We start from the raw sequence: 23,468 nt of genomic DNA on the forward strand, positions 1-23,468 counted from the left end.
CCGGCGAGATCGGTCTACCCGGCAAATCCTGCCGGGTGCATGGTTAATATCCGGTTAAAGCGGCGGGTTTTCGCGGGTGTGATTAACCACGCGTTCACCATGTTTCCCGATAGCGAAAGCGTTATGCTATAGCCAAGGTGTTGAAACATGGGCGGGACTTAACGGCCGTCCGGGCCGCCGTGGCGTTAAGAGGCATATCTTGCAGAGCTTGTTCGGATTGGAACTCACGACCGCGCAGAAGGTGATCATCGCCTCTGTCGTCATTCTCGTGCTCCTTGCGCTGCTCGGATTGTTCGTGCGGCAGATTCAGGGCGGGCGGCTCCGGCTCCGTGGCCAGGCCGGCGGGCGTCAGCGCCAGCCCCGGCTCGGCGTGGTCGATACCTACGATCTCGACCGGCAGCGCCAGCTCGTGCTGATCCGCCGCGACAATATCGAGCATCTCCTCATGATCGGCGGCGCGTCCGATGTCGTGGTCGAGACGAATATCTTGCGCAGCGGCGGGCGGGCCGCGGCCCCGGCCTATACCGATACCGCCGCGGCGGATCGGCCGTTGCCGCCGTTCGAGACGCTGGTTCCGCCGAGCGAACCCGCCTTGCGGGCAGGGGAGGATGCGCGCCGCGCCGACTATGCGCCCGAAGGGCCGGAGCTCTTACCGCCGTTGCCGGTCCGGCCCGTTTCGGTGCCGGTCGAGCCGCCGGTGAAGACGGCTGCGGCCACGGCCGCGACGGCCGGTGTCGCCGCCGCTCTCGGCGTCGCAGCTTCGGCCGAGGCGGCCGGCGCCGCCGCCAAGCCTGCCGCACCGGCCATGCCGGTTCCCCCGGTCACGACCGGGCCGGCACCGAGCTTTGCCCGCGAACACGCGCCGCAGCCGGCCGTCAGCGCCGGAGAACTCGACGACATGACGCGCCAGCTCGAGGAGGCGCTCAAGCGGCCGTTCTCCGCCGTGCGCCCGGCCAATCTCGGCAGCGAGGCGCCGGCCGCCGAGGCTGCACCGGTTGTCGAGCCGCCTGCAACCGTCGAGAAACCTGCTCCTGCTCCTGCTCCTGCGCCCCTCGTCGAGGAGGAGCCCGCTGCGGTGGAGGCGGCTGCCCCCGTCGTCGAGCCGCCGGCTCCCGAGCCGGAGCCCGAGCCCGTCGTGACGCCAGCACCGGTCGTCCCGCCACGCCAGAAACCGATTCCGAGCGATGTCGAGGCGGAACTCGCGGCCGCGCTCGGGCTGTCGCTGGATCGACCGATCCAGAAGGCACCGGAGGTCAAACCGGTCGAGCCGAAGCCGGCCGAGGCACATGAGCCGGAACCGGGCCCGGCGCCCGAGCCCGCAATCGCGGACGCGCCGCCCGCCGTGGAGGAAGCCGTCGCGACCGTGGAAGAGCCTGCCCCGGCCGAAAGCCCGAAGCCGCAGGCGGAGGCCGAGAAGCCGGCCGAGCCCGCGACGAAGGAGATCGATCCCTTCTCGGTCGACGCGATCGAAGCCGAGTTCGCCCGCCTGCTCGGCCGCGATCCCAAGTCCAAGTCCTGAGGCCTCAGCGCACGGCCTGACCGCGTTAGGGCGGCAGGCCATCAACAGGATTGTCGGCTCTCCAGCCTCAAGACGCCGCGCATCGGTTGCGCGGCGCTTTCGCGTGGCTAGCCTCGTCGGCACCCGATCGGTTGAGTCGGGCTGTGGCGGCGCGCGTGACATTCATCGGCGGACGAGCGAGACGGGTTCGAGGCGGGCGCGCGCTGGCGGCGGCTGCGCTGCTGCTCGTGCTCCAGACGGTACCGGCGCTGCCGCAGACGCTGTCGCTCGATCTCGGGCAGGGCGGCGGCGTGGCGGAGCGGGCGCTCCAGCTCATCGCCGTCATCACGGTTTTGTCGCTGGCGCCGTCGATCCTGATCATGGTGACGTCGTTCACGCGGATCGTGGTGGTGCTGTCGCTGCTGCGCTCGGCATTGGGCACGCAGACCGCGCCGCCGAACGCCGTGATCCTCGGGCTCGCGCTGTTCCTGACCGGTTTCGTCATGGCGCCGACCTTGCGCGAGGCCTATACGACGGCCGTGCAGCCGCTGGTCGCCGGCCAGATCCAGCCGCAGGAGGCCTATAATCGCGGCGTCGTGCCGTTCAAGACCTTCATGCTCAAGCATGTCCGCGAGAAGGATCTGGCGCTGTTCCTCGACATGTCGCAGGGGCCGCGCCCGCAGACGCCGCAGGATATCGGCGTCGAGGTGCTGATCCCGGCCTTCATGATCTCGGAACTGCGCCGCGCCTTCGAGATCGGCTTCCTGCTGTTCGTGCCCTTCCTGATCATCGACCTCGTGGTGGCCTCGATCCTGATGTCGGTGGGCATGATGATGCTGCCGCCGGTGACGGTGGCGCTGCCGTTCAAGCTGATCTTCTTCGTGCTGGTCGACGGCTGGGGGCTGGTCGCGGGCTCGCTGGTGAAGAGTTACGGCAGCGGGTGAGATCGGCGCGGCTCACCGCTTCTTCGCGGCTTCATAGACCTGAGAGCGTTTGCGCTTGCCCACCCCCACGACGATCACCGTGATCCGCTCGTCCTCGACGCGATAGACCAATCGGTAGCCCGCTGCGCGGAGCTTGATCTTGTAGTGATCGGGCAGGCCGTGCAGCGCATCGGCGATGACTCTCGGGTGGGTCAGCCGCTCGCCGAGCTTCTTCTTGAACTGCTCGCGCAGCGTTGCGCCGAGCTTGTCCCATTCCTTCCGCGCCGATGGCAGGAACTCGAGCCTATAGCTCATCGAGGCTGACCGGCTTGCCCTTTTCGGTGGCTCGCGCCCGGATGATCTCGACGAGAAGCTGGTCGTCTAGCGCGTCCACCAGCGCTTCATAGGTATCGGCCGGCACCATATAGGCCATGACGCGATTGTGGTTGAGGATCGCGACAGGGTTGCCTCGCGCGCCATCGACGACGGCGGTGGGATTCTTCTTGAGATCGGAGACGCTGACGGCGATTTCGGCTTCGACACGCTGCATGGCTTTTCCTTACTCGACCCGGAAATAAGGTGCCAATTTCAGGTCTGAATAAAGGTCAATATAGCGTGTTGTCGCCGGCGTCGCCAGAGGCGCTCAGCCCACCACGACCCGGCCACGCTGGATGCGCAGGCTGAGCGTGCCGTTCTTCAGCGCCAGGGCCTTCTCGCCGAAGACGCCGCGGCGCCAGCCGTGCAGGGCCGGGACGTCGGCGAGATCGTCGGAGGCGATGGCATCGAGATCGTCGCTGGAGGCGATGATCTTGGGCGCGACGCGCTCGGCATCCGCGACCGCCTTGAGCAGGACCTTGAGCAGGTCGAGCACGGCGGCATTGGTCGGCCGGCCGCGCTCGCGCTCCAGCCGGGGCAGGGTCTTGGGATCCAGGGCGGCGGCGCGCTCGATGGCGGCGAGGACCTCGGCGCCGTTGCGCGAGCGCTCGAAGCCGTTGGGAACCGAGCGCAATTCGGCCAGCGCCTCGACCGAGCGCGGGCCGCGCTGGACGATATCCATTAGGGCGTCGTCCTTGAGCACGCGCTGGCGTGGTACATCGCGGGTCTGCGCCTCGCGCTCGCGCCAGGCGGCGATCTCCATCAGGTTCGGCAGTTCGCGCGGCTTGCGGATGCGGCCCTTCAGGCGCTGCCAGGCGTTCTCCGGCTTGACCTCGTAGGTTGCCGGCGAGGTCAGCACCGACATCTCCTCGGCGACCCAGCTTTCACGGCCGCTGGCGTCGAGATCGGCCTTCAGGGCAAGGTAGATATCGCGCAGATGGGTGACGTCGGACTCGGCATAGGACAACTGTGCATCGGTCAGCGGGCGGCGCGACCAGTCGGTGAAGCGCGAGGACTTGTCGATGCGGGCCTTGGCGAGGTCGTTGGCGAGCTGCTCGTAGCCGACCGAGTCGCCATAGCCGCAGACCATGGCGGCGACCTGTGTGTCGAAGAGCGGGGTCGGCAGGACGCGTCCGAGCAGCCAGACGATCTCCAGATCCTGGCGAGCAGCGTGGAAGACCTTGACCACGTTCTCGTTGACCATCAGCCCGAAGAAGGGAGCGAGGTCGAGATCGGGAGAGAGCGGATCGACCAGCACCGCCTCGTCCGGCGAGGCGATCTGGATCAGGCAGAGCTTGGGATAATAGGTCGTCTCGCGCAGGAACTCGGTGTCGACCGTGACGAAGGGGTGGATCGCGAGACGGTCGCAGGCGGCGGAGAGCGCGGCGGTATCGGAAATGAGATGCATGGTGAGATCGTCTTAGCAGAGACAGGCGCGGGATGTCGCGGGCGTTCTTGACATTTCGGGCGCGCGCGTGTGCTTAGCCGCAAGCTGCGGCTGGCGCGTTGCGCCGGCCTCCGACGCATTTCCGAAAGACCGACCCGTGACCCTGCATCGCTACCGTTCCCACACCTGCGGCGCGCTCCGTGACAGCGACATCGGCCAGAATGTCCGTCTCTCCGGCTGGTGCCACCGCATCCGCGACCATGGCGGCGTGCTCTTCATCGACCTGCGCGACCATTACGGCATGACGCAGGTCGTGGTGGATCCCGATTCGCCGGCCTTTGCCGATGCCGAGACGCTACGCTCGGAATGGGTCGTGCGCATCGACGGCAAGGTCAAGGCGCGCCTCGAAGGCACCGAGAACGCCAATCTGCCGACCGGAGCGGTCGAGGTCTTCGCGACGGCGATCGAGGTGCTCGGGCCCTCGGCCGAGCTGCCGCTGCCGGTCTTCGGCGACCTCGAATATCCCGAGGACACGCGCCTCAAGTACCGCTTCCTCGACCTGCGCCGCGAGAAGCTGCACAACAACATCATGCTGCGGACCAAGGTCATCGACTCGATGCGCCGTCGCATGAAGGATTCGGGCTTCTCCGAGTTCCAGACGCCGATCCTGACGGCGTCCTCGCCGGAAGGCGCGCGCGACTTCCTGGTGCCAAGCCGCCTGCATGCCGGCAAGTTCTACGCGCTGCCGCAGGCGCCGCAGCAGTACAAGCAGCTCCTGATGATGGCGGGCTTCGACCGCTACTTCCAGATCGCGCCCTGCTTCCGCGACGAGGACCCGCGCGCCGACCGCCTGCCGGGCGAGTTCTACCAGCTCGACGTCGAGATGAGCTTCGTCGAGCAGGAGGACGTGTTCGCGACGATGGAGCCGGTCATCACCGGCGTGTTCGAGGAATTCGCCGAGGGGCGGAGCGTCCAGAAGAACTGGCCGCGCATCCCCTATGCCGAGGCGATCGCCAAATACGGCTCCGACAAGCCGGACCTGCGCAACCCGCTCGTCATGCAGGACGTTTCCGAGCATTTCCGGGGCTCGGGCTTCAAGGTCTTCGCGCGTATCCTCGAAGGCGAGAAGAATCGCGTCTGGGCGATCCCCGGTCCCAAGGGCGGCAGCCGGGCCTTCTGCGACCGGATGAACTCCTGGGCGCAGGGCGAGGGGCAGCCGGGCCTCGGCTATCTCATGGTCAAGGAGGACGGCGAGGGCCAGGGGCCGATCGCCAACAACATCGGCCCCGAGCGCGTCGCTGCGATCATCAAGCAGATGGGGCTGAAGGGCGGCGATGCCTGCTTCTTCGTCGCAGGCGATCCGGACAAGTTCTACAAGTTCGCCGGCAGCGCCCGGAACAAGGTCGGCCAGGAGCTCAACCTGATCGACGAGAACGCTTTCGCCTTCGCCTGGATCGTCGATTTCCCGATGTTCGAGTACAACGAGGACGAGAAGAAGGTCGATTTCTCGCATAACCCCTTCTCGATGCCGCAGGGCGGCCTGAAGGCGCTCAACGAGGAAGACCCGCTCTCGCTCAAGGCGTTCCAGTACGACATCGCCTGCAACGGCTTCGAGCTGGCCTCCGGCGGCATCCGCAACCACAAGCCGGAAGCGATGGTGAAGGCCTTCGAGATCGCCGGCTATGGCGAGGAGACGGTGATCGAGCGCTTCGGCGGCATGTATCGCGCGTTCCAGTACGGCGCCCCGCCGCATGGCGGCATGGCGGCGGGCGTCGACCGCATCATCATGCTGCTGGCGCGCGCCACCAACCTGCGCGAGGTCGCGCTGTTCCCGATGAACCAGCAGGCCGTCGACCTGCTGATGGGCGCTCCGGCCGAGGCGACGCCGAAGCAACTCCGCGAGGCGCATCTGCGCGTCAACCTGCCCGAGAAGAACGGCTGACGACCATGGCTTCGCTGCGGACCGGGCGGACGCTGCCGCTCGCCATTCTTCTCGCGCTGTCGCTCGGTGCCTGCGTCGGCGCCGGCGAGAGCAGCTCCGGCCGGGCGTCGGCGTTGGCGACGACCGTATCGCGCGCCATCGCCTGCAAGGCGGGTTCGCCGCAGCGCTCGACGCTCGACCGCTTCCTCGCTGCCGAGAAGGCGCGCGGTGCCGACGATCGGCAGATCGCGGCGGCGCGTGCGGCCTATGTCGGCGTCTCCGAGGCCGAGATGGTCAACCAGGGCGTGCGGCCGCAAGCCTGCACGGCCGGGGAGCGGACGGCGTTGCGGGAGCGGATGGGCCGCATCCGCGCCGGGAACTTCGACGCTCTCTGAGTGGTTTCGGCTGTCATGAGACCCGCGAAACCTTTTGCTGCCGCGCTGGCCGCGGCTGCGCTGGCCGGTTGCACGACCGTCGCGAGCCCGCGTCCGGGCACGGTGGAGTATGCCGCTGCGACGGTCTCGCGCGCCTATGATTGCGGCCTGGCCGTCGATCGCGGCCGGATCATCGCGCGGCTCGACCGCCAGGACCGGCAGCGTTTTGTCGCCGCCAATGCCGGCTATGCCGTGAAGTCCTACAAGGCGCCGCATCGCTGCGAGGCGAGCGAGCGCGAGCGGATCAAGGGCGAGATCGGCGCGCTCGCACGCCGCTGAAATCGCTTGCGTCCGGCCGGCCGACATGGCCACAAGGCGGCAATGCCCGCCGCCGCCATCACCGCCATCGTCGTCAGCTATGACAGCGCCGAGGTCCTGCCCGCCTGCCTCGACGCGCTGGCCGGGGAGGGCGTGCCGGCCATCGTCGTCGACAATGCCAGCAGCGACGACAGCCGTGCGATCGCGGAGGCGAAGGGCGCGCGGGTGATCGCGAATGCCCGCAACGAGGGCTATGGCCGCGCCAACAATATCGGCGTCGCGGCGGCCGACACGTCCCATGTGCTGATCGTCAATCCCGATCTGGAACTCGGGCGCGGCGCTGCAGCGGCGCTTCTGGAGGCGGCGGAAAGCTATCCCGGTGCGGGGATGCTGGCGCCGCGCATCGTCGAACCGTCCGGCCGCATCTTCCTGCAGCCGCGCTCGCTGTTGTCCCCGCCGCATCTCAACCGTTCCGGCGCGATGACGATCCCGGCGGGCGATGCCTGTCTTCCCTTCCTGTCGGGAGCCTGCCTGCTGATCCGGCGCGAGGTCTTCATCGCGCTCGGCGGCTTCGACCCGGCGATCTTCCTGTTCTACGAGGATGACGATCTGTGCCGGCGCATGCGCGATGCCGGACACGCGCTCGTCCATGTCCATGCCGCTGAGGCGCGTCACGGGCGGGGACGCTCGACGGCGCCGTCGCCGCAGCGGCGCTTCAAGGCGCGCTGGCACCTTGCCTGGTCCGAGCACTATATCGCCCGGAAATACGGCCTCGCCGGACCGGGGCCGATCCGGATGCTGGAGAATGCAGGCAAGGCGGCGGGTTATGGCTTGCTGCTGAAGCGCGAGAAGATGTTCGCGCATGCCGGGTCGGCCGCCGGCGCGCACGCCTGGCGGCGCGGCAAGACGGCCCTGGCTCATGAAGGACTGGAAGAGACGTCATGAGCCGGCCCACGGTCGCGGAGGCGCTCGCCAACCCGCACAATAATTTCGGCCTGCTCCGGCTGGTCATGGCGCTCGCCGTGGTCGTCTCGCATGCCTTCAGCGTCACTGACGGGCGGGTCGAGCAGGAGCCCTGGTTCCAGACCACCGGCTTCACGCTGGGCGAGCATGCCGTCAACGGCTTCTTCGCGATCTCCGGCTTCCTGGTGACGATGAGCTTCGTGCGGCGCGGCTGGCGCGATTATGTCGTCGCGCGCCTGCTGCGGATCGCGCCGGGTCTGATCGCGGCGACGCTTCTCGTCGCGCTGATGCTGGGCGCGCTGATGACGACGCTCGACCGATCCGCCTATTTCAGCGATCCGCGGCTGTGGCGCTTCATCTCGGGCACGCTCACCACCTTCAAGAGCGCGGCGGCCTTGCCGGGCGTGTTCGAGACCAATCCGCTGCCCTTTCCGCTGGGGACGGTGTGGACGCTGAAATACGAGACGCTGTGCTATCTCGGTGTGCTGGGCGCGGGCCTCGCAGGGCTTCTGGCGCGGCCGCGCGTCGCGCTGGCGGCCTTGGGGGCGCTGACGATCGCAGTGGTCCTGCGGGAGGTGGTCACACCGCATGGTCCCAAGGGTACCGAGACCGCTCTGCGCCTGCCGCTGATCTTCCTCGCAGGGGGCGTGGTGTATCTCTATCGCGAGAAGGTGCCGCTTTCGCTGCCGCTTCTGGTGCTCGCGCTGGCAGCGCTGGTGCCGCTGTCCTTCACGCCGCTCTACAAGGCAGCGCTCTATCTCGTCACCGCCTGGGGGGTGCTCGTGCTGGCGCTGGCGCCCGCCTTGACGCGGCGCGCGGTCGAGCCGCCGGCCGACCTATCCTATGGCGTCTATCTCTATGGCTGGCCGGTGCAGCAGGCGCTGCACGCGCTGTTCCCGTCGCTCGGCGCCGTGGCTCTGCTCTGGCCGTCGCTGGCGGTCACCCTCGTCGTGGCGGCGCTGTCCTGGTACCTGATCGAGAAGCCGGCGCTCGGGCTCAAGCGCCGGCTGATGGGCGCTTCCTGAGCGCTTCCAGCAACGCGTCGATCCGCTCGGAGAGCAGCAGCGGGATCAGCGGTTCGATCTCGGCGCGAGGCCGGTTCCACCATGCGGTCTCGACGAGCGCGGCGATCCGGGCCTCGTCGAAGCGATACCTGACGATGCGGGCCGGATTTCCGGCAACGATCGCATAGGGCGGCACGTCGCGCGTCACGACCGCGCGCGCCGCGACCACGGCGCCGTGGCCGATCGTGACGCCCGACATGATCATGCACTGCGAGCCGAGCCAGACGTCATGGCCGATGGCGACGTCGCCGCGTGTCGTGTCGTGACCGGACATCCCGGCGGCCTGCGGCCAAAGCCCGGGCAGGGCGGGGAAGGGATAGGTCGTCGCCCAGTCGAGGCGATGATTGCCGCCGAGCAGGATCTCGACACCATCCGCGATCGAGCCGTAGCGCCCGATCACCAGCCGGGCACCGCTCTCGGGGAAGCGCACCTTCGGGCGGCCATACGTATAGGGGCCGATCGTGAACTGCCCCGGCCGCCTTGCGACGAGCTTCGCAAGGTGCAGCCGGGTCTGGTTGTCCGGATTCAGGCGCTTGCGCAGCCAACCGCGGGGAACCGGCGGCAGGCCCGCCCACCAGGCCTGGAGGGCGGACGGGCGCCAGTCGAGATCCGCGGACGCCACCGCGCCATCCTCAGTTGGCCGCATTTTCTTCACGCGAACCGGTGTCCACTTCGCTTGAAAATGCTCAGCTCACTGCGCATCGGCCTTGAGGTCGATCTTCTCGAAGATCTCCGTCGGCTCCGTCATGGTGATGACGTCGGCGAGGCCGAGGCCCGTTGCCGACCTGGCGCTGGCCGAGACCGTCAAGGTGCCGGGCCTGGCGACGAAGCGGGAGGCGGCGGCGGCCAGGCTCTTGGCGCCATCGGACGGGCCCAGGATCGCGGCGAGACCGAGGCTCGCGACCATCGTGAACTGCTGGCGGACGTCCTCGACCTTGCGCTTCGACTTGCGCGCCTCGTTCTCCATCAGCTTCTCGACCAGGCCGAAATTCTGCAGCTTGACCTGCAGGTTGCGGGCGGTCGCGCCGAGCGCCGCCACCTGCGCGAGAGCGAGATCGCCGGCGAAAAGGTCCTTGGTGACGTTGCCGAGCGTGCCGGAGGCCTCGATCTGGGCAAGGCCCGCGCTGCCGAAGGAGAGCGTGCGGATGGCGATCTCGTTCTTCGCCTGCTCCCAGGCGAGGTCGAGCTTGGCCGAGAGGTCGAGCGAGCGGATGCCCATCGCGATCATGTCCCTGGCGGCGGGATGGCCGGTCGCCTCGGAGATCGGGGTGACGAGATTGTTGATCGTCAGCGCCAGGCTCGTCGGAATGCCGTTGAGCTGCTCGCCCGCCTTGAGCTCGAAGGTGCCGAGCGAGATCTTGACCGGCTCCTTGCCGGTGATGATCGCGGGCGCGTCGATCGAGATGCCGGCGAGGCGGATCGTGCCGATCTTGGGAATGAAGCGCCGGAAATCGATCTCGTCGAGAGGCTTGTCCGGATCGGCCAGCGCGGCCCGCCATTCGCGGATGACGGAATCGAAGGAGAAACCGGAATAGGCGATCGAATCGACGCCGCCCTTGGCCTCGCCGGAGCGGAACTGGAGGCCTTCCATGGCGAAGCCCGACTTCGCCGGGGCGTTCTCGCCGAAGGCCATGCGGGCGATCCGCATGTCGACGGGGTCCGCCTTCTCGCCGGCCTTCGGCGGCGGGCTGACATTCATGACGAGGTCGCGTGTCTCGCCGCTGCCGTATTCGAACATGTCGAAGAGCGCGAGCACGGACAGGCCGAGCTGGCGTTCGGCCTCGGTCTTCGCCGGCGACTTGTCGGCATCGGCGGGCTTCTTGCCGCCCTGCTTGCGCTCGACCTCCTCGCTGGCCGCCGCGAGGCGGGACATCACCTCGAGCAGCGGCTCGGGGCCGACCTTGGCGGCGAAGCCGCGCGCCGTCGTCTTGCCGAGCGACATCCTGCCGGCCTTGCCCATGTCGAGGCTGTAGCCGTCCTGCTCGAAAGTGCCGATGATCGGCAGCATCGGCTCGCTGCCGCCGGGTGCGGACTTCTCGGTCAACACGCGCGTGATCTGGCGCAGGTCCAGCCCCTCGAAGGCGGTGCGCTTCAGGTCGCCCTTCATCGGGCCGGTGGCGGCGCCCTCGGCGCTGATGCTGCCGCTGGCCGATTCGCCGCGGCCGACCTTGCCCTCGCGGACATCGGTGAAGCGGATGTCGCGATAGATCGTGGTCTGCTTCTGGTCGCCGACCGTCTGCACCAGAGAGAGCTCCGGCGCGCTGATCTCGGCGGCATTCAGCCTGGCCGCCCGCCCGGCCGCCGATTCGCCGGCGCCGGTGAACAGAGCCAGGAAGGCTTCCTTCTCCAGCGTCGAGCCCTTGACCGCGATCTTCGGCGCGTTGATCACCAGCTTGCCGAGGTCGATCCTGACATTGTCGAGCTGGAAATCGGCGGCCCAGGCCGAGGACGCGAAGGTCAGGAAGACGGCCGCCAGGGCCGTGCCGGCAAGATGCGTCGTCCGACGAGGGCGCGCAGCGATCATGGATATCTCCTGATGTTCTGGTCCGGCGAAACTGCCGCAAGCGGAAGACGAAAGAAAGCCGGCAGCCGGCGCTGCGTGGCGTCCCGCATTCATATGATGACGAAAGGCTTGACCGAAAGGCGGCGAAGGCGGCCATCTGCCGAAGATTTGCCATCGGCCGCTTCTAGAGCGCAAAGCCATGGCCGCCACGGAGTCCAACGCGATGCATGCCGTCAGAACCGCTCTTGCCGCCGTCATGCTGGCGCTTGTCGCGCTTGCTCCCGTCGGCTTACGGGCGCAGGGCCAGCCGGGCGCGGGGGCCGGCCTCGAATCGCTGGTGATCGTCAGCGGCGGCACGCGCCATGCCTTTCAGGTCGAGGTGATGCGCACGCCGGACCAGCGGGCGAAGGGGCTGATGTTCCGCAACTACATGCCGGCCGATCGCGGCATGCTGTTCGATTTCGCCGCCAGCGAGCCGGTGGCGATGTGGATGCAGAACACCTATATCTCGCTCGACATGCTGTTCATCCGAGCGGACGGCACGATCGCGCGCATCGCCGAGCGCACCGAGCCGCTCTCGACGCGCACGATTCCCTCGGGCGAGCCGGTGCTCTCCGTGCTGGAGATCAATGGCGGCGTCAGCAAGCAGCTCGGCATCAAGGCGGGCGACAAGGTCGAGCACGCGCTGTTCAAGCGCTGAGGGCTGCGTCACTGCGCAGGTTGGGTGCGGTGCCATTGGCTTTAGCTTGCGGGCGCGCCCTGTGGCATGATAGCGAACCGCAACGTTTCAAGTGCCGTCGGGGTATAGCGCAGCCCGGTAGCGCATCTGCTTTGGGAGCAGAGGGTCCCAGGTTCGAATCCTGGTGCCCCGACCACTGGAAACGTCTTGCGGCAGCCCGATGGACGGGCTGCAGGGATTTTGGTGACGGCAGAGCGCTTTCATGACCGCACGCATCTATCGCCCGGCCCGCACGGCCATGCAGTCCGGCACGGCCAAGACCGAGCGCTGGCTGCTCGAATACGAGCCGGAGGCGCCGCGCCAGATCGAGCCCCTGATGGGCTGGACCTCCTCCTCGGACATGAAGAGCCAGCTCAAGCTCTGGTTCGACAGCGAGGCCGAGGCCGTCGCCTATGCCACGCGCAACGGCATCGCCTATCGCGTCGAGCAGCCGAACGAGGCCAAGCGCCGCACCGTCTCCTATTCGGACAATTTCAAGTTCACCCGCGTCGGTCAGTGGACGCATTGATGCCGACAGGCGAGGGCTTCCCTCGCTTTCGGGCCCGTAGCTCAGATGGATAGAGCAGCAGCCTTCTAAGCTGCTGGTCGCAGGTTCGAATCCTGCCGGGCTCGCCACCATTGTTTTTATTGATAAATTTCCGTTTTTAGTACCGTTTCGGGATTGGCTTTAGGACTGGTTCTTAGGACCGTTTCGAATGCTCCGAATCCGGCCGGGAAGCACGGTCTTCGAGGACGTGCTGTTCGAGGTCGGCGCGACGATGTTGTTGATGTTGTCCTGGTCGAGGACATGATCAACGAGCGATGATGCGCGCCAATCGTTGGCGCGACGGTGGGTGAAGGGCGGGCGCAAGACCCGAAGCACAGCAGTCGGGACGCTGAGCCTATCGCGTGGGACGCTGAGTACAGGCGTGCAATACCGGGCCGTGTGATCAACGAGGGGTAGGCGCTCTGCGCCCACCCGCTCGCGTCGGATGACCAGCCGGGCAGCTTCGGCCGCTACGCGACCTCGGCCCGCCCGCTCCCCCGCCGATGGCTCTCGCCAGAGATGCGCGCGGAAAAACCCCTACGTAGATCGTATTCCATAGGGAGTTATATATGGAACACGACTAGTGAAGGGGTTTTCCGACCGGACTCCGCCCCTCAGGCCGCGCGCGATTTGGCGCGCCCGGTGGCCTCGTAGCGCTGATCCGAATCCATATGCAGACGCAGCCCGTAGCGGGCGCGACCGAGAACTCCGGTATGATGGTCGAGGAGAACATCGAGCAGGCGAAGGTTCACCAGCAACGTGTGGCGAGCATCTCCCTGATGGCGGAAGCCGAGGTTCCTCCCCGCAGTCTGGTTGAACTCGTCGATGTGACGCAGGCCAACCAGATCGTTCCGACCGGTCCACGCGTTAAGCGCCTGCAACTGCTCGTACTCGAACGCGGTCATCCAGGTCATGGTCTGGAGAATGTCGAGGCCCTTCAGGGCATTCGATCCCCTGGCCCCGGCATGGGTCATCGTGTCGGGCAGGGTCTGGACACGGTTCGAGACGATGAACCAGGATTCGGCGGGACGGTCAGCGCGGAAGTCCGTGCAGAGGCTCGCGAGATTGTCGCCGCGCACTGAACGATCGGCATAGACATCAACGAGATCGCGCCGCGCCTTGGGGGCTTCGAGTTCGAAGATCGCCATGTCGGGATCGGCAGTACGGGCGACCGCCGTGGGCACGGCTTCTGTCGTCAGTAGGATCACGCGGTCGGCGACACCTGACCACCAGTTCTTGGAAACGACGCGCCAATCCCTGCCATGCCGCTGCTCGTATCCGTCCTGGAAGTCAGCAGCCTCACCGTTGTCGTTCACGGTCGCCTTCCTGAAGCGGTACTCGCCGCTATCGGCTGTGACGACGTGGTCCCAAGAGCCAAGTCCGCCGACGACATCAGCGATCCGCTGGGCGTCCTCGAACGTCAGGGGGGTATCACCCACCAGCGGCCTGTCGTGCTGGGCGGAGAAATGCTCGAAACTGCGGAGACGATCGTGCAGGTTGGCGCGATTGGCCCCCCAGACCTTGCGGTCCTGGTCCGTCATGTCCTCGACCCAGCGGACGACTGCTTCGGGCTGGGCATCGACGAGGCTGTCCCATTTCACCTCGTCGTGCACGAGCAGACCAAGATCGGTCTCCTTGCGCAGAATGGCGTCGCGATCGTCGCCGAGACCCTCCATCCAGTACGAGCGCGCCCACATCGTCCGGGTTGGGCTGTTCTTCCACCAGTCGTGCGCGACCTGATGGACGCCGAAGAACACCGGGCACTGGCCGCCGATCTGCGACCATACCTGCGCGTGCTGCTGGCGAAACCGATCCATGACTTGCGGCTGAAGTTCCCGGATCGCACTGAGGCGTGAAGCGAACCCGGTCCGGGCAGCCTCGATGATCGAGATCATCTTGACGCCAATGCGCTCGCACTCCTCTTCGTACATCCTGGCGAAGCTCGGGATCACCACGCCGACGAAGCCATTCGCTTGTTGCAATGTGTTGAAGTCGTCGCACTTCTCGGCTGCCGTCTTGTAGTCGGCAAACGCGTACATCCCGAGAGAGCTTTCGCCACGACGTTCGAGGTCGGCGGCGATCTCGTGATGCTGCGCCATAACGACAGAGGTCTTGCCGACGCCTTCCGGGGCGACGACCATCAGGCTGGGATTCACCGGTACCGTGACGCGGAAGAAGGCGTTCATCGCCGCCGCAGCACTGGTTTTGTCGATGACATCGTCCCGAAACCTCCGCTCGATCTCGGTGAGAGGCTGCGTGGTCGGCACAGTGATCAGATCGTCGAGCATGACGACATCGCCTACACGCCCTTGCTCGCTGGCCAACTGGCCGCGCCACAGACGCAACATCACGCCGAGGTCGTAGGGCAGCCGCCGAGACTTGAGTTCAGCCGCGTCACGACCGACCAGATGGATCGTCGCGTAGTTCTCGCGCATGATCGACGACGGGGTGCGGTCGGCCTCTGAATTCCTGAACTTGGCGCTCCACTTGCGGCCATCGAAGTCGAGATGATCGAACCGAGGCCAGTCGGGGTACCATTCGCGGAGCCTTGTCGCGCAGTAGTCCATCTCCTCCTGGTTCATGTCACCGACAGGCTTTCCGGCACGCTGCGGCTTGGTGTTCTTCGTGCGCTTCCTGGCACGTGTGTTTCCGCCGAATGCCTCGGGCGTCCAGAACAACGGCAGATCGTCGCCCGCAGCCCTGCTCCTCGACTCCTCCCACAACGTGATCTGTGGGACCAATGTCCCCTCGGGGATGCCGAGCAGATGCTTCCCGTCAACGACACGACAGCCGTTGGGCACGCGGCGGAATGCCTCGGCGAACCGAAGGGCCGAGTCGGCGCGAAGACCCTGAACGTCCAGGATCGGAAGCAACGTCTCGTGGAGCCGTTCCCAATGCGCGGCGAAGCCATCGCGCAGATCGGTTGCCCCATAGCCATCCAGCCCGAGCTTCTGGCGGGCGAGCGCGGTCGAGAATACCACGTGGATGTGCAGACTCTTGCTGCCCGAGTAGTTCACCGTGATCCCGCAGAAGTCAGCATAGCCCGAGCAGCGCTTGAACAGCCTGCCAATCCGGGAATCGAGCTTGTTTCCAGGGGACCGCAACCACGAAAGCTGCTCCTTCAGGAACTCGACATTCTTCAGATCGAACTCGTAGGTAAGTATATGGTAGTCGCCGAGGACCACGCGGTCCTTCGGGGCATCGGCGGCGAGCGCCTCGTTGATCGACTTGTCTTCGCCGACTGGACTACGGTGCCAGACACGAAGGGGGTTGGCGAAGTAGGTCAGCGCCGACCACGGGTCGCCGCCGAATTTCGTCAGCGGGTCGGCTTCGGACGCGATCGTTTCCGCGACGTGGTGATTACGACCGACCGAGAACGTCGTAACGTCCACCGGGTAGTAGACGCCGCCGAACTGGTCCGGCACGAACAGCCTCGGGCGGATGATTTCGGCGAACCACTTTTCCTGCTTCTGCGTGGCCGAGAGAAACTGGTTCAGCGGCTTCTTGCCCAGCTTCGGCCCGATGTACTCGTGCCACAACGTGTTGAAGTTCTCGGTGTCGGTGTTCGAATAGATCATGCTCAAATCCAGTAATGAAAAACCCTGCACGTCCGGCAGTCGTGCAGGGTTCTCGCCACTGGATCGTGGCCATTCTCTCCGACGAATTCTTCTCCCTCCAACGGAGGTTGATCGTTCTGGCGAGGATGCTCTGTCTTGGCCTGCCGGGCCGCGCTTCAATATTTATCATCGTACGGCAGGCAGGGTCGGAAAGTCGAAATTAAAATGAGCTAACGATTCTCCCGATAGCTATCCAATCTGTACTGCCAATCTTTCATGATCTCGATCGTACCCTCGGCGTAGCCGAGTAGGACAGTTAGATTGATAAGGCTCCACTCTTTTAGATGTTGCCTCTCTTTCCGATCATCCGAGAAGCGGAATGTCTCACCATTAGGGTCAATCTCATCAACACACCGGATCGCCAACGCGATAAGTTCTATTTCAGCCGGTTTCGCGATATGTTTCGGCAGTTTCTGAAAGCCTTCAGCCGCCCGATTCCAGTTCTTGGTTAGATCGTGAACCTTTGCGGCCTTGAGTTCCTCATCCGCAAGCAAACGGCCCATTTCGTTGACGAGCCACTTCATGAATAGCTCCAGGCTATGCCTGTAGCTGTAACAAGCAGGGTAGACCAGCGTATCGACAATCGCGCCAGATTGTTGGGCAGCCCTTAGCAAAATCAACGCTGCGTCGAAGTACCCAAGTGCGTAGTCGTAAAGATCGTATCTTCCGCCATTGTCGCCGACACAGGCGTTCGTTCGGGAGTTGTCCCTGTCGCCTCGAAATAGGTCGTTCTCGCGGAATTTGGCGTCGTTCATGAGGCCGCCATAATGGAGGACACCTCAACAGTCCACGATTTCGGCACCCCTGACCGACACCATGACCCACTTGGGTGCTCGGGGATCGAATGCCCTGAAGGGCCTCGACATTCTCCAGACCATGACCTGGATGACCGCGTTCGAGTACGAGCAGTTGCAGGCGCTTAACGCGTGGACCGGTCGGAACGATCTGGTTGGCCTGCGTCACATCGACGAGTTCAACCAGACTGCGGGGAGGAACCTCGGCTTCCGCCATCAGGGAGATGCTCGCCACACGTTGCTGGTGAACCTTCGCCTGCTCGATGTTCTCCTCGACCATCATACCGGAGTTCTCGGTCGCGCCCGCTACGGGCTGCGTCTGCATATGGATTCGGATCAGCGCTACGAGGCCACCGGGCGCGCCAAATCGCGCGCGGCCTGAGGGGCGGAGTCCGGTCGGAAAACCCCTTCACTAGTCGTGTTCCATATATAACTCCCTATGGAATACGATCTACGTAGGGGTTTTTCCGCGCGCATCTCTGGCGAGAGCCATCGGCGGGGGAGCGGGCGGGCCGAGGTCGCGTAGCGGCCGAAGCTGCCCGGCTGGTCATCCGACGCGAGCGGGTGGGCGCAGAGCGCCTACCCCTCGTTGATCACACGGCCCGGTATTGCACGCCTGTACTCAGCGTCCCACGCGATAGGCTCAGCGTCCCGACTGCTGTGCTTCGGGTCTTGCGCCCGCCCTTCACCCACCGTCGCGCCAACGATTGGCGCGCATCATCGCTCGTTGATCATGTCCTCGACCAGGACAACATCAACAACATCGTCGCGCCGACCTCGAACAGCACGTCCTCGAAGACCGTGCTTCCCGGCCGGATTCGGAGCATTCGAAACGGTCCTAAGAACCAGTCCTAAAGCCAATCCCGAAACGGTACTAAAAACGGAAATTTATCAATAAAAACAATGGTGGCGAGCCCGGCAGGACGCCTCTAGGTCGATCTGGTGGGCGATGCCAAGATGTTCTTTTGATTGCGGGATTCCCGTTTCGAAGTAGCGTTCCCCTCGTTTCGAGGCAGATCGGTCTATCTATGTGGCCGAAGAAGTTGAGCGAGGTCGGGATCGAGGATGGCACGTTTAGGGCTGGTGCCGTTCACGAGGCAGTGGACGCGAGGTGGCGTCTTCGGCTTCCGGTTCCAGCTTCCCGCCGACGTGTTCGAGGCCCTGGTTGCCGCCGGTACGGCAGGCACGCGACGGTCGGTGACCTTCTCGCTCAAGACCCGCGATCCCCTGACGGCTCGAAGCCGGGCTCTGCGGGCTGCGGCTGATGTCGGAGACATGATCTCGGCGGTTCGGGCTGGGACGATCCCGCGCTGGCAGTTCGATCCGGCCGCATATCGGCAGGACAGGATCGTCATCCCGGCGACCGGCCGGAAGCAGTCCATCGCGCAGCAGGTCGGCCCGGCCGCATCGAAGAAGGGGATGACTCTTCGTCGGGTGTACAAGGAGGTCTATCTGCCACGCCGCCAGGAACGGAAGGGAGCCGTGCCGCGTCGGCGGTCCAGGCTCGACATGGAGAAGGCGATCACGCGCTTCGTGGCCTCGGCCGGGGACCTCGCCGTCAACACCATCACCCGGAGGGACGCGGAGAAGTTCGTGCGCTCGCTAAAGGTGGGCTCGGTCGCGACGATGAAGAAGACGGTCACCTGCCTCTCGACGATCTGCAACGCTGCCCTTGCAGCGGGGCTGATCACCAGCAATCCGTTTAGGGGCCTCGGGCCGGACCGTGCCGCGATCGTTGCAGCGCGCCGCAGCTACTCCCGCTTCGACCATGACCAGCTTACCCGGTTCTTCGGCAGGACCGAGCGCGAGGACGGCGCGGTGCTGTGGTTGCCCAGGTTGTTGCTGCTGACGGGTGCCCGCCTGGAGGAGATGGCCCAGCTTCGTGCGGCATGGTTCGTCCGTCGTGACGGCGTCGAGGTGATCGACCTGCACGAGGCCAAGGTGAAGAACCCGCACAACAAGCGGTACATCCCGCTGCACCGGGACCTGCTCGACCTGGGTGTTCTGGACCATGTTCGTCGATCACCCGAGCGGCTCTTTCCCGAGTTGAAGTACCGGGCCTCTGCCGAGAGTTGGAGCAGCGCGATCAGCATGAAGCTGAACCGCGAGATCGACGCGGCGCTCGGGACTGATCGACGGCTGACCGTGCACTCGCTCAGGAAGACCTTCGAGCACGCCGCCTATGTCGTGGGAGTGCCGAAGGCGACGATCAACGCGATCACCGGCCACAAACCGGGCGACATCAGCGAGGAGCATTACCTCCTGCTTCAGGACGATCTCCCGCTGCTGAAGCGGCACATCGACCAGATCGACTTCCCGTTCCTGCGGCGGCTCGCGGCCTGAGAGGGGTCATTTTCGACTGAATGCTCTTCGTGAACACCGACCTGGACATGGTCTCCATGACCATGTTCGGCATGTTCTCGCGCACCAACATCACGTTGCACTAGGCGGCGGTCTCCTGACCGTCCTCCACCGTGTTCAAGGCGATCTCCTGGACCGTCAGGCAAGCGCGCTCCGCCCGCCCTTCACGGCTCGATAGATCGTCGAGGGCGCGACGCCGACATGCTCGGCGATCTCGGACATGGTCAGCGTGCCCTCGGCGATGAGCGTCTTCACCACGGTCAGCTTCACCGGGTCGAGGGCCTTTGGACGACCGCCGACTCTTCCACGCGCACGGGCGGCCCGAAGACCGGCATGGGTACGCTCTCGAAGGAGATCGACTTCAAGCTGGCTCAGCGCCGACATCGTAACATAGAGGAATCTGCCCGCAGGCGTCGTCGTGTCGATGGCCTCGGTGATTGACTTCAGGCCGATCTCGCGCCGCTGGAACTCCTCGCTCAGGTCGATGAGGTGGCGCACGGAGCGGGCCAGTCTGGACAGGCTGTACACGACCACCACGTCGCCAGCACGAGCATGATCGAGGAGCTTCCGCAGTTCGGGGCGATCGGCCTTGGTCCCGGAGATGGTCTCGGTGAAGATGCGCTCGCACCCCGCCGCCTTCAGCGCGTCAAGCTGGAGGCTGTGATCTTGTCCGTCCGTGGAAACTCGCGCCAGCCCCAGCTTCATCGCCTCTCCTCTCTCGAAACCCGTCACATCGACGGTCTCATGAGAAGCCAGTTCTGCAAGCAGTTTTTGCGAGACCGTCGCCAGCATAATCCCGGACGATCACGCCGCCATCACCAGCGTCGCGGAAACGACCGTTTGTAGGAGGAGAGCTTCCAGCGGAGAAATGGGGCAACGGGGTTCTACGATATCCCTGTGCTCTGAGCCTCCCCAAAAAATCACGCACCCAAAACCCGTTCCCTCTTGACGACAAGATTCATTGAACTACATGTAACTTCATTGAAGTTCATGATCTCGCGCCGCCAGAAAGGGGAAGCCGTCATGTCGTCCCGTGAACTCCAGGAACTCCATCGCCACCTGAGTGCCGCTGTTGCGATCGTGCAAAAGCTGCTCGATGGCTCTCCCGATGCCTCGCTGAGCTTTACCCGCAATCCCCATCACTTCCGAGAGACCGGCCACCTTTCGGATGCGGGGATTGAGACGATCTACAAGCTGTTCGATGACGGCCGATCAATCGAACAGGCCGCACAAGAAATGGGAATTTCGATCCGGGGTGCAGCATCGCGTCGGAGAGCATGGGCGAAGCGTTCCAGCAATCAGTGATGGGAAGCTTCCTCGCTCCGCCAACCTATTTTTTCTTCAGTTTGAAAAGGTGTTTTCGATGACCGCTTCTCGCCCTCATGAGTTGGTTGAAGACCCCGAATACTTCCGCGACGTGCTCAATAGCATGCGCATGATTGCCGACAAGAACCTACGCCGCGTGCGGTTTGGTCTGACGGGAGACGGTATAGCTCCGCACTATGAAATTACAGTTCCCGATGGAGATTACATGGAGCACTCCGTCCGCTTCCCGATCAATGGGCTTACTCATCACACCCACCATCAGTCTCCTGAGCCTTTTGAGGTCACAAATCTGACCGAAAAATTCTCGTGGGACGACGTGATTGGGATGCTGGAACGCGCTCTGAGTAGGAAAAGAGAACGGAAGTAACTGCTGCCGATGCGTTCGGGGGGCGTCGCCTGCACCGTTATCGTAGCCGATGCAGCGAATGTCTGCTGCCCCTTCGCGAAGTCTCGAACGGGCAGCAGCAACAGTTGAATAAGGCCGTAGGAAACGATCACGCTCGTGAAGCTTGTTCGTGGTGGGAGCCAAGGGATTTTACGAGCGGTAGTTCTTGTACGCCTCGACGGCTTGAGCAAAGGCCCTTTGAGCCTCGTCGATGTCACTATAGGACTCAGTCTGGTGGCAGAACTGGTCGTCGTAGACTTCCACCAGGAACGGCTTGACCGCCATGTGTTCGCACTCCTCCTGGGTGAGCCGAGACAGCTTGACATCGAGTTCGCCGGACACAGCTTGGCTGATGATCTTCATTCGACTGTTCTCTCCTTAATCCGGCGTTTGATTTGGCCGAAGCCACGACTGGTGAGCAGACCCTGCTCGAAGGCAGCCTTCGCCCGGCCAATATCGATAAGCGCCTCACCCGGTTTGTAGGCGACCTTGGTGACCCACTCCGAGACCTTCGGGATATATGTGGACCTCGCAGTGATATGCGGCAGTTCGGCCGAGCGTGGATCGCCCTTTCGGATCAGGTCGTAAGAGACAATGAACTCCAGAGACGCTTCGTCATCCGGGCTGAAATCCTCGGGCAAACCAAGTTGGGAGACCGCCCACTGCTCTCCGTCCAACGTCAGGCCGAAAGTCGAGCAGTCGTCGAACTCCGGCCACACGGCCTCCCAGACGAACCCGCGCAGCATGAGTTCGTCCAAAATTTCCTCGGCGTTGTCGATCGTATCGTCGAGCCACCCCCAATCCACGTCGGGAAAGAAGTGCTCGGTCTTATCGTGGCGGAACGGTCCTTCGACTGTCCCGACAATGATCGCGGCGATCATGTTGATTGCCGTCTGGTTTACTGTCCAGCCACGCTGAAAAGGCTCCTGCCGAAATAAGGGGCGTAGGTCCTTCGTCATCACGCGGCCTCCCGCTGAGACAAGGTCCAAGCCTTCAACGCGTTGCGAAACGCCTTGCGATCAGCCTCGTGTTGGAACGAGAGATCGGCTTTGCCACGGCCCGTCACGTACGCGACTACCACCCCGTTCTGGAACTGGACGCGCCAATAGCTGTCGGCGCGTAGGAACTTCACCGCGTCGTCCGGCAGCGACACCGTCCAGAACAAGTCGTCGTCCCGGATTTCGTAGACGTTGCCCCGGCAGGTGAATTTCTCCTTCAGCGGATTATCCGGGAAGAAGTTGTTCACGACACGAGAGCCGCCCTCGTTCACAGGCTCGGCCGGATTTTCCCCGAAGAAGACGAGGTCGTGGCTGTATTTCGGGCGTGTTCCGAACATCCGTAGGCCCTCGACGCTCATGATCAGCTTCATGTCGCGCGGGTCCATCATCCGGTGCTCGTGCTTACCGTCCGGGCTGATCTTCACGACCTTCCAGACTTCGCGCTTGCCCCAGAGGGTGACTGACCAGTTCGGCTCCCTACTTGGGAGACCGGTTCTCGCATCCACACCCTTGACTTGCTTCATGATCGGCATGACCCATCTCCACCGAAAGGACCGCCAGCCTCGCCAGCGCCAATATCCCTCGACGGACCTATCGTACCAAACGCTCTCCTCATCGCACGTGAAATTTTGGTCCGGTGGGTCCATTCGTATAAAATTGGTTAACTTGGCGACTTATTGACTTTTTGGGTCCGAATGGTATGTTGCGGCTCGTTGAGCGCGAGGGTGCCATGGCCGAGAAGCCGAAGAAGGAACACAAGAACCGCGAGGGTAAGCAGTCCCTGACCGTTTGGATGACGCCTGAGGTCGTGAAGCTCGCAAAGATTGGCGCGCTGCTGGATGACAGCACGATCGAGCAGTTCGTCGAGTTGGCTCTGCGCGCTGAGATCGTAAAGCGCGGACTGAAGCTGTGAGGTTATCGGACGTGGTCGGAAGTTCGCCTTCGACCTGAAAGGCCCTCGCTCAACCGCTGAACTGCGCTCTGATTATCCAGTTAGTTTCCGGCAAAGTTGACATTTGCCAGCCTGGACTCGCAGCTTTTGTTCTTATTATGTTCTCGTTTATGAAGCGGCGCGGCAGAATGAAGGAAGGCACGGTCCTCGAAGCCCTTGAGGCCGAGAAGGAGAGCCTAACGGTGTACTGCCCGACCTGCCGCTTGATCAGTGAAGTCAGGTGGCAGCGGCTCCCAACGCTGCGCCTGGGAGATCGGATCGAAACCCTGGTCAACCGAATGCGATGCCGAAGATGTGGAGGACGCCCCGCGAGCGTCGAAGCATCCGCGCAGTCCGATGCTCCAGGTTATGCCTGCAAGGTTTATTAGTCACCTTGGCTCGGCACTTCTCGCCCAGGCCGTCGTCGAGCATGACTCAACGGGGCACCAAATGTGGGGCGTTAGC

At 64.3% G+C, this 23,468-nt stretch carries 25 protein-coding genes and 2 tRNA genes; 16 read left to right on the forward strand and 11 right to left on the reverse strand.

The features are described from left to right. Positions 1–199 precede the first annotated feature (199 nt). Both OCUBac02_RS10330 and fliP read left to right on the forward strand, forming a co-directional pair. Positions 200–1,519 (forward strand): flagellar biosynthetic protein FliO, encoded by a 1,320-nt coding sequence (locus tag OCUBac02_RS10330; protein ID WP_173045410.1) that lies wholly within the window; start codon positions 200–202, stop codon positions 1,517–1,519. A 155-nt stretch (positions 1,520–1,674) separates the two neighbouring features. Next, entirely contained in the window at positions 1,675–2,442 is a 768-nt protein-coding gene (gene fliP, locus OCUBac02_RS10335; protein WP_465247769.1) for a flagellar type III secretion system pore protein FliP, read from the forward strand. Between the two features lie 12 nt (positions 2,443–2,454). Here the strand turns inward: fliP and OCUBac02_RS10340 are convergent, their stop codons facing one another. From OCUBac02_RS10340 to rnd, 3 genes are all read right to left on the reverse strand, one after another. After that, complete coding sequence (locus OCUBac02_RS10340; RefSeq protein WP_173045412.1) at positions 2,455–2,736, reverse strand: type II toxin-antitoxin system RelE family toxin; 282 nt, start codon at positions 2,734–2,736, stop codon at positions 2,455–2,457. After that, positions 2,726–2,971: a type II toxin-antitoxin system Phd/YefM family antitoxin gene (locus OCUBac02_RS10345; protein WP_173045414.1), complete on the reverse strand. Its 246-nt coding sequence runs from the start codon at positions 2,969–2,971 to the stop codon at positions 2,726–2,728. Before OCUBac02_RS10345 ends, OCUBac02_RS10340 begins: the two co-directional genes overlap by 11 nt. A gap of 93 nt (positions 2,972–3,064) precedes the next feature. Further along, positions 3,065–4,204, reverse strand: a complete 1,140-nt coding sequence (rnd, locus tag OCUBac02_RS10350) for a ribonuclease D (protein ID WP_173045416.1) — start codon at positions 4,202–4,204, stop codon at positions 3,065–3,067. 142 nt (positions 4,205–4,346) lie between these two features. Here rnd and aspS point away from each other — a divergent pair, with 142 nt between their 5' ends. From aspS to OCUBac02_RS10375, 5 genes are read left to right on the forward strand one after another with little or no spacing between them, the layout of a single operon-like run. Further along, positions 4,347–6,125: an aspartate--tRNA ligase gene (aspS, locus tag OCUBac02_RS10355; RefSeq protein WP_173049485.1), complete on the forward strand. Its 1,779-nt coding sequence runs from the start codon at positions 4,347–4,349 to the stop codon at positions 6,123–6,125. 5 nt (positions 6,126–6,130) lie between these two features. Then, entirely contained in the window at positions 6,131–6,499 is a 369-nt protein-coding gene (locus OCUBac02_RS10360; protein ID WP_047576184.1) for a hypothetical protein, read from the forward strand. Between the two features lie 15 nt (positions 6,500–6,514). Further along, positions 6,515–6,817: a hypothetical protein gene (locus OCUBac02_RS10365; RefSeq protein WP_173045418.1), complete on the forward strand. Its 303-nt coding sequence runs from the start codon at positions 6,515–6,517 to the stop codon at positions 6,815–6,817. 42 nt (positions 6,818–6,859) lie between these two features. Continuing rightward, complete coding sequence (locus OCUBac02_RS10370; RefSeq protein ID WP_173045420.1) at positions 6,860–7,741, forward strand: glycosyltransferase family 2 protein; 882 nt, start codon at positions 6,860–6,862, stop codon at positions 7,739–7,741. Next, positions 7,738–8,784 carry an acyltransferase family protein gene (locus tag OCUBac02_RS10375; protein WP_173045422.1) on the forward strand — a complete coding sequence of 349 codons (1,047 nt, stop codon included), beginning with the start codon at positions 7,738–7,740 and terminating at the stop codon, positions 8,782–8,784. Before OCUBac02_RS10370 ends, OCUBac02_RS10375 begins: the two co-directional genes overlap by 4 nt. On the opposite strand, the gene OCUBac02_RS10380 is transcribed toward OCUBac02_RS10375, so the two are convergent. Both OCUBac02_RS10380 and OCUBac02_RS10385 read right to left on the reverse strand, forming a co-directional pair. Next, positions 8,756–9,364: a CatB-related O-acetyltransferase gene (locus OCUBac02_RS10380; RefSeq protein WP_244639201.1), complete on the reverse strand. Its 609-nt coding sequence runs from the start codon at positions 9,362–9,364 to the stop codon at positions 8,756–8,758. The genes OCUBac02_RS10375 and OCUBac02_RS10380 overlap by 29 nt on opposite strands. A 150-nt stretch (positions 9,365–9,514) precedes the next feature. Next, positions 9,515–11,347, reverse strand: coding sequence for a hypothetical protein (locus OCUBac02_RS10385; protein WP_173045426.1), 1,833 nt, complete (start codon positions 11,345–11,347; stop codon positions 9,515–9,517). Between the two features lie 202 nt (positions 11,348–11,549). Here OCUBac02_RS10385 and OCUBac02_RS10390 point away from each other — a divergent pair, with 202 nt between their 5' ends. The 4 genes from OCUBac02_RS10390 (at position 11,550) to OCUBac02_RS10405 (ending at position 12,680) form a co-directional block, all read left to right on the forward strand. Continuing rightward, a complete protein-coding gene (locus tag OCUBac02_RS10390) occupies positions 11,550–12,026 on the forward strand; it encodes a DUF192 domain-containing protein (RefSeq protein ID WP_173045428.1) in 477 nt (158 codons plus the stop codon). A gap of 98 nt (positions 12,027–12,124) precedes the next feature. Next, a tRNA-Pro gene (locus OCUBac02_RS10395) sits at positions 12,125–12,201 on the forward strand. Between the two features lie 66 nt (positions 12,202–12,267). After that, complete coding sequence (locus OCUBac02_RS10400) at positions 12,268–12,573, forward strand: ETC complex I subunit (RefSeq protein WP_047574221.1); 306 nt, start codon at positions 12,268–12,270, stop codon at positions 12,571–12,573. 30 nt (positions 12,574–12,603) lie between these two features. After that, positions 12,604–12,680: transfer RNA gene (locus OCUBac02_RS10405), tRNA-Arg, on the forward strand. 525 nt (positions 12,681–13,205) lie between these two features. On the opposite strand, the gene OCUBac02_RS27230 is transcribed toward OCUBac02_RS10405, so the two are convergent. Both OCUBac02_RS27230 and OCUBac02_RS10415 read right to left on the reverse strand, forming a co-directional pair. Beyond that, a complete protein-coding gene (locus OCUBac02_RS27230; RefSeq protein ID WP_197933329.1) occupies positions 13,206–16,169 on the reverse strand; it encodes a hypothetical protein in 2,964 nt (987 codons plus the stop codon). Between the two features lie 209 nt (positions 16,170–16,378). Then, positions 16,379–16,963 carry a hypothetical protein gene (locus OCUBac02_RS10415; RefSeq protein WP_173045430.1) on the reverse strand — a complete coding sequence of 195 codons (585 nt, stop codon included), beginning with the start codon at positions 16,961–16,963 and terminating at the stop codon, positions 16,379–16,381. Positions 16,964–17,024: 61 nt separating this feature from the next. Between OCUBac02_RS10415 and OCUBac02_RS10420 the strand changes: the two genes are divergently transcribed. Beyond that, positions 17,025–17,384 carry a hypothetical protein gene (locus OCUBac02_RS10420; RefSeq protein ID WP_173045432.1) on the forward strand — a complete coding sequence of 120 codons (360 nt, stop codon included), beginning with the start codon at positions 17,025–17,027 and terminating at the stop codon, positions 17,382–17,384. Positions 17,385–18,067: 683 nt separating this feature from the next. Beyond that, entirely contained in the window at positions 18,068–19,345 is a 1,278-nt protein-coding gene (locus OCUBac02_RS10425; protein WP_173045434.1) for a DUF6538 domain-containing protein, read from the forward strand. A 156-nt stretch (positions 19,346–19,501) separates the two neighbouring features. Here the strand turns inward: OCUBac02_RS10425 and OCUBac02_RS10430 are convergent, their stop codons facing one another. Continuing rightward, on the reverse strand, positions 19,502–20,155 hold the full coding sequence (locus OCUBac02_RS10430) for a recombinase family protein (RefSeq protein WP_244639153.1): 654 nt from the start codon (positions 20,153–20,155) through the stop codon (positions 19,502–19,504). A 198-nt stretch (positions 20,156–20,353) separates the two neighbouring features. On the opposite strand from OCUBac02_RS10430, the gene OCUBac02_RS10435 reads away from it, so the two are divergent. Continuing rightward, positions 20,354–20,668, forward strand: a complete 315-nt coding sequence (locus OCUBac02_RS10435) for a hypothetical protein (RefSeq protein ID WP_173045436.1) — start codon at positions 20,354–20,356, stop codon at positions 20,666–20,668. Positions 20,669–20,726: 58 nt separating this feature from the next. Continuing rightward, positions 20,727–21,056, forward strand: coding sequence for a hypothetical protein (locus OCUBac02_RS10440; RefSeq protein ID WP_173045438.1), 330 nt, complete (start codon positions 20,727–20,729; stop codon positions 21,054–21,056). Between the two features lie 168 nt (positions 21,057–21,224). Here the strand turns inward: OCUBac02_RS10440 and OCUBac02_RS10445 are convergent, their stop codons facing one another. From OCUBac02_RS10445 to OCUBac02_RS10455, 3 genes are read right to left on the reverse strand one after another with little or no spacing between them, the layout of a single operon-like run. Then, the gene (locus tag OCUBac02_RS10445; RefSeq protein ID WP_173045440.1) at positions 21,225–21,437 is read right to left on the reverse strand and encodes a hypothetical protein; all 213 of its coding nucleotides are present in this window, start codon (positions 21,435–21,437) and stop codon (positions 21,225–21,227) included. Next, complete coding sequence (locus OCUBac02_RS10450; protein ID WP_173045442.1) at positions 21,434–22,033, reverse strand: hypothetical protein; 600 nt, start codon at positions 22,031–22,033, stop codon at positions 21,434–21,436. Before OCUBac02_RS10450 ends, OCUBac02_RS10445 begins: the two co-directional genes overlap by 4 nt. Next, the gene (locus OCUBac02_RS10455; RefSeq protein WP_173045444.1) at positions 22,033–22,605 is read right to left on the reverse strand and encodes a hypothetical protein; all 573 of its coding nucleotides are present in this window, start codon (positions 22,603–22,605) and stop codon (positions 22,033–22,035) included. The genes OCUBac02_RS10450 and OCUBac02_RS10455 overlap by 1 nt, the downstream gene beginning before the upstream one ends. 197 nt (positions 22,606–22,802) lie before the next feature. On the opposite strand from OCUBac02_RS10455, the gene OCUBac02_RS10460 reads away from it, so the two are divergent. Beyond that, positions 22,803–22,985, forward strand: coding sequence for a hypothetical protein (locus tag OCUBac02_RS10460; RefSeq protein WP_173045446.1), 183 nt, complete (start codon positions 22,803–22,805; stop codon positions 22,983–22,985). Positions 22,986–23,468 lie beyond the last annotated feature (483 nt).

The organism is Bosea sp. ANAM02, from assembly GCF_011764485.1.
Lineage (GTDB): Bacteria > Pseudomonadota > Alphaproteobacteria > Rhizobiales > Beijerinckiaceae > Allobosea.

Excerpts from the sequence above, each read along its gene's own strand:
- OCUBac02_RS10430 (WP_244639153.1), bottom strand. The coding sequence starts at position 20,155 with ATGCTGGCGACGGTCTCGCAAAAACTGCTTGCAGAACTGGCTTCTCAT.
- OCUBac02_RS10460 (WP_173045446.1), top strand. The coding sequence starts at position 22,803 with ATGGCCGAGAAGCCGAAGAAGGAACACAAGAACCGCGAGGGTAAGCAG.
- OCUBac02_RS10420 (WP_173045432.1), top strand. The coding sequence starts at position 17,025 with ATGACCCACTTGGGTGCTCGGGGATCGAATGCCCTGAAGGGCCTCGAC.
- OCUBac02_RS10360 (WP_047576184.1), top strand. The coding sequence starts at position 6,131 with ATGGCTTCGCTGCGGACCGGGCGGACGCTGCCGCTCGCCATTCTTCTC.
- OCUBac02_RS10390 (WP_173045428.1), top strand. The coding sequence starts at position 11,550 with ATGCATGCCGTCAGAACCGCTCTTGCCGCCGTCATGCTGGCGCTTGTC.
- OCUBac02_RS10370 (WP_173045420.1), top strand. The coding sequence starts at position 6,860 with ATGCCCGCCGCCGCCATCACCGCCATCGTCGTCAGCTATGACAGCGCC.
- OCUBac02_RS10345 (WP_173045414.1), bottom strand. The coding sequence starts at position 2,971 with ATGCAGCGTGTCGAAGCCGAAATCGCCGTCAGCGTCTCCGATCTCAAG.
- OCUBac02_RS10375 (WP_173045422.1), top strand. The coding sequence starts at position 7,738 with ATGAGCCGGCCCACGGTCGCGGAGGCGCTCGCCAACCCGCACAATAAT.
- OCUBac02_RS10440 (WP_173045438.1), top strand. The coding sequence starts at position 20,727 with ATGACCGCTTCTCGCCCTCATGAGTTGGTTGAAGACCCCGAATACTTC.
- OCUBac02_RS10385 (WP_173045426.1), bottom strand. The coding sequence starts at position 11,347 with ATGATCGCTGCGCGCCCTCGTCGGACGACGCATCTTGCCGGCACGGCC.
- OCUBac02_RS10400 (WP_047574221.1), top strand. The coding sequence starts at position 12,268 with ATGACCGCACGCATCTATCGCCCGGCCCGCACGGCCATGCAGTCCGGC.
- rnd (WP_173045416.1), bottom strand. The coding sequence starts at position 4,204 with ATGCATCTCATTTCCGATACCGCCGCGCTCTCCGCCGCCTGCGACCGT.
- OCUBac02_RS10340 (WP_173045412.1), bottom strand. The coding sequence starts at position 2,736 with ATGAGCTATAGGCTCGAGTTCCTGCCATCGGCGCGGAAGGAATGGGAC.
- OCUBac02_RS10365 (WP_173045418.1), top strand. The coding sequence starts at position 6,515 with ATGAGACCCGCGAAACCTTTTGCTGCCGCGCTGGCCGCGGCTGCGCTG.
- OCUBac02_RS10435 (WP_173045436.1), top strand. The coding sequence starts at position 20,354 with ATGATCTCGCGCCGCCAGAAAGGGGAAGCCGTCATGTCGTCCCGTGAA.
- OCUBac02_RS27230 (WP_197933329.1), bottom strand. The coding sequence starts at position 16,169 with ATGATCTATTCGAACACCGACACCGAGAACTTCAACACGTTGTGGCAC.
- OCUBac02_RS10425 (WP_173045434.1), top strand. The coding sequence starts at position 18,068 with ATGGCACGTTTAGGGCTGGTGCCGTTCACGAGGCAGTGGACGCGAGGT.
- OCUBac02_RS10450 (WP_173045442.1), bottom strand. The coding sequence starts at position 22,033 with ATGACGAAGGACCTACGCCCCTTATTTCGGCAGGAGCCTTTTCAGCGT.
- OCUBac02_RS10415 (WP_173045430.1), bottom strand. The coding sequence starts at position 16,963 with ATGAACGACGCCAAATTCCGCGAGAACGACCTATTTCGAGGCGACAGG.
- OCUBac02_RS10445 (WP_173045440.1), bottom strand. The coding sequence starts at position 21,437 with ATGAAGATCATCAGCCAAGCTGTGTCCGGCGAACTCGATGTCAAGCTG.
- OCUBac02_RS10455 (WP_173045444.1), bottom strand. The coding sequence starts at position 22,605 with ATGCCGATCATGAAGCAAGTCAAGGGTGTGGATGCGAGAACCGGTCTC.